Source organism: Candidatus Zixiibacteriota bacterium, from assembly GCA_020853795.1.
Lineage (GTDB): Bacteria > Zixibacteria > MSB-5A5 > CAIYYT01 > CAIYYT01 > JADJGC01.
Window position 1 is genome coordinate 1 of record JADYYF010000162.1, and the last position, 3,419, is coordinate 3,419.

Genomic DNA, 3,419 nt, shown 5'->3' on the forward strand with positions numbered 1-3,419 from the left:
GGTGACTGGACGATTCCGATATTATCGTGCAAGATCAACCAGATAGCTACTGTTTTCTGGTGAGGGGTCACGGAATCAGGCTCCTCAACAAGGCCGGTGCAGTGCGTAAACTGGAGGTCGGAGGCTCTTCGCGACGAACGAGCACACTTAGACAGGCTATCCCCAAAAACATCAGGAGGATCAGTGCATAAAACCTGGTCAATTGCAAGACTGCTTGGAGCCCTAGCCCAAGAGTTGTGGCCTCCGCAAAAACTGCGACACTTGCCGAGGTAAATATCGCCACCACCGCACCGAGCACCCACAAGCTGAGGTCCCCTGCAGTGCGGCGAACGAACCCCCCGATGCACCCAATTACTCTTGCTTGGCCGAAATGGAAATCATCAACGTATTCCAAGTCCTTGAACATCATAGCAAGCAGCAAGAGTATAAGCGCGATTGTACCCACTATGTTTAGTAGAGGCATGATGCCCTTGCCCACCTGTTCGAAATATTCGACCGCGGCCAGTTGTCCAAGGCCCGTCGCGAGATATACCGCGCTACCTGATATGCTGGCCCAGAGAAACACACGGTAGATAATGTCGCGGTACAAGTCTTCTTTGAGCCAAGAGTCGAAGCGGTTCTTGTCAGTGGACATTTTTCTTTACATCCATGCAGAGATGATTGGAATTCTTGCGGCATCCGTAATAATTAACAACCCTGTCGGCTAATGCATAGCAAGGCGCCTTTCCAATTCAATCTTCCTTTCGGTTGTCGGCTCAGTCCAATTGTTTGCGGCGATAGTCGGCCCCGTCACGATAGAGCAGGCCTTCGCTCAGAGTTGTATGTCGTGCATAGTTGAAGCGCCCGACATTCTATCATTGCGAAATGACTATTCCGGGCAAAATGGCGAAATCTGCAGTGAACTTGCGGCGTACTTTTTGCACTATACATTAGCCTGGGCACAAGGGCCATCTCAACTTCTCGCACCAACGGCTCATGACGGCGAGTCTCTCTCGGCTGGGGACAAGAAGAAGCCCTCCCGTTTTGGGAGGGCAGTTGCTACCACTTGAGTTCACTGAATCGCGTCGGTCGGAAATGCCGATCCACCTCGATGTGGGGCACCGACGTACCTCGCAGCGTAAGTTCGGCAAGTTCCTGGATACTGATGTATCCCCACTCATCACCTCCAAGACCCGTCACATATCCGAATGCCCGCTTCTCTCGGGGGTCGTACTCGATGAGGTACCACGTTCCGGAGCCAAAGGCGTTGAAAAGCTTCATGATCACGAGCTTGTCCTCGACCTTCTCTTGACTATAGATCGGATAGCCAGCCATTTTTGCCTTAACCTTTTCTATCAGCGCCCTATTCATTGGTCCTCCAATAGGCGAAAGAAGCCAGCGACACGTTCGCGGGCTTCAGCTCGCCTTGGAGTTCCTATTTACTTCTATCACCCGGGTCTATTTTATCAAGGCCACAATCCACCGCTAGGGCTTTGGCAATCTCCAATCATCGCTGATACTGCTTGCAGAATGCATCAGCCTCGGGATGCGTCCAGCTATCCACAGGCCTCCGAACCGGACTCAGGGACGCCGTAGCGCTCGGCTAGCGCATTTACTTTCTCCCTCTCAGAAGCCGCGATCACGTACACACCATGACTCTTCCAGGTAGGGAGTCGTAGCCGCTTCCGCAGGATGCTGCCGACGATGCGAGGTGTCACCGGACGCTCGTAGTCAACGCCGAAGCGGCGGTTCACCTCGCTCGTGATATCTCCGATTGGCACCGACGGTCCCCGTTCCAGCTTCAGCCGATCCCGAAGCACTTCAAGGACATTAGCTTCAATGGTTGAAGACCGGTCCTGGCGCAGTTTTTGATCAAAGCCGCGTGCCGCTACGACAACGTCTTGTCTCAAAGCAGAATCCGGGATGATGGAAAGCAGCGGGACCAAGATCTGATTCAGTCGAGGCGACAACGTGGGGTCCGCGAGCGACGGATCGATTTTGGCTCGCGGCAAGGTGTTGAAGCGGTACATCAAGAGCTTATTGCGAAGGGCTGTCGCTTCCGTCTGCTGCACATCCGGGAGGTTGATCGGGATTCCGGGGCGCAGTTGACGCTGCCCCATCTCTTCGGTGAGGAAGCGACTCTCAAGCGCCTGGTCCTCAAAGGCCTTGCGCATGGCCACGATCTTCGGACCATAAACATTGAAGGCTCTGGGATCAAATTGCCGGGTGGTGGTTATCGTAGTCCGCAGGACCGGAAATCCCCGCACATTCCCGTTGTTGAATATCTTGATCAGTTCACTCTTCTCATCGCTGAAGCGGAAATCCGCTTCATCAAATATGAGCGTGCCTCTGAAACTATCCAAGGTATGGAAGATTGGTGAAACGGTTGAGGCGCCGCTGGCGAAGAACGGCTTGTATGCCAAAGAACCAATAACGAAGAGGGCCCTTGACTGTCCGGATCCGTAGTCACCGCGGAAGCGGAGGTAGGGTAGTTCGTTGAAGGCATCATAGACCCAGCTTAGAAGCACGTAGTAGCAGGAGAGCTTTAGGAAATGATCGCTTAGATCCACGTAGCGGTAAATGTACGATTCGATGTTCGAAACTAGGTCGGAGAGTGAGTCATAAGGCTCCGCCTTCTCCGCGAACAGCAATGCGCCGTGCTTGATCAGGTTATTTGATGCAGCAACCGGAACGAATTCTTCACCGCTAGCCGTCGTCAAGACGGCTCGCATGGATATTACACCGTCGGTGAGCGTGACCAACTGAGTCTGCTTGGCGGATGCGCAATAGACAGTCTCCATGATGGTCCCGTTTTGGAGGCGCTCGGAAACAATCGGATTGTTTTTTGTATTTGACATCGAACCAGCGTACCGGAATTGCGGAACCTCCATCAGGCTGGTCGAATATCCGAAAAGAGGACTAGTCAGTCCTTCTCCCAAACACGGTTCGGAAATACAATCGAACGATGAGGAGGCGCCCGCAGGAACCCCGGAAATTCGAATCGATCTGCACCCGGAAGCCTGAGGCAGAAGAAGTAGAACTCAACGAAGCCATCGTGAATTCGTCCTTATCTTGAGCAACCATTACGGCGTTCTTATTTGTCTTGAATGCGGCAACGCGGAGACGCCAAGACCTGACAAATTGCTGTCGCGTGATATAGTTTACCTGCGATGCGTGACAGAATGACCCGATTCGGGCAATCGATAGTGCTCGCCCAAACATGAAATACTTAATATACTGCCGAAAATCCACGGAGTCCGAGGATCGACAGATCCTCTCCATCGAGTCTCAGAAAGCTGAGGTGGCTCGTGTATTTGAAGGTAGGCCGGATATAGAGGTCATCGGACGGTACCAAGAATCCATGAGTGCAAAGGCGCCTGGGAGACCAATATTCAACGACATGATCGAACGCATCGAGCGTGGTGAAGCAGACGGCATTA

General features: G+C 52.9%; 4 protein-coding genes. 1 reads left to right on the forward strand and 3 read right to left on the reverse strand.

What is annotated here, in order from left to right; all coding sequences use genetic code 11:
• Positions 1-67: 67 nt before the first annotated feature.
• From IT585_12595 to IT585_12605, 3 genes are all read right to left on the reverse strand, one after another.
• Entirely contained in the window at positions 68-634 is a 567-nt protein-coding gene (locus tag IT585_12595) for a hypothetical protein (GenBank protein ID MCC6964085.1), read from the reverse strand.
• Positions 635-1,038: 404 nt separating this feature from the next.
• Complete coding sequence (locus IT585_12600; GenBank protein MCC6964086.1) at positions 1,039-1,350, reverse strand: DUF2958 domain-containing protein; 312 nt, start codon at positions 1,348-1,350, stop codon at positions 1,039-1,041.
• Between the two features lie 185 nt (positions 1,351-1,535).
• Complete coding sequence (locus IT585_12605; protein MCC6964087.1) at positions 1,536-2,870, reverse strand: hypothetical protein; 1,335 nt, start codon at positions 2,868-2,870, stop codon at positions 1,536-1,538.
• Positions 2,871-3,199: 329 nt separating this feature from the next.
• On the opposite strand from IT585_12605, the gene IT585_12610 reads away from it, so the two are divergent.
• A partial coding sequence (locus IT585_12610) for a recombinase family protein (GenBank protein MCC6964088.1) occupies positions 3,200-3,419 on the forward strand: 220 nt, incomplete at its 3' end.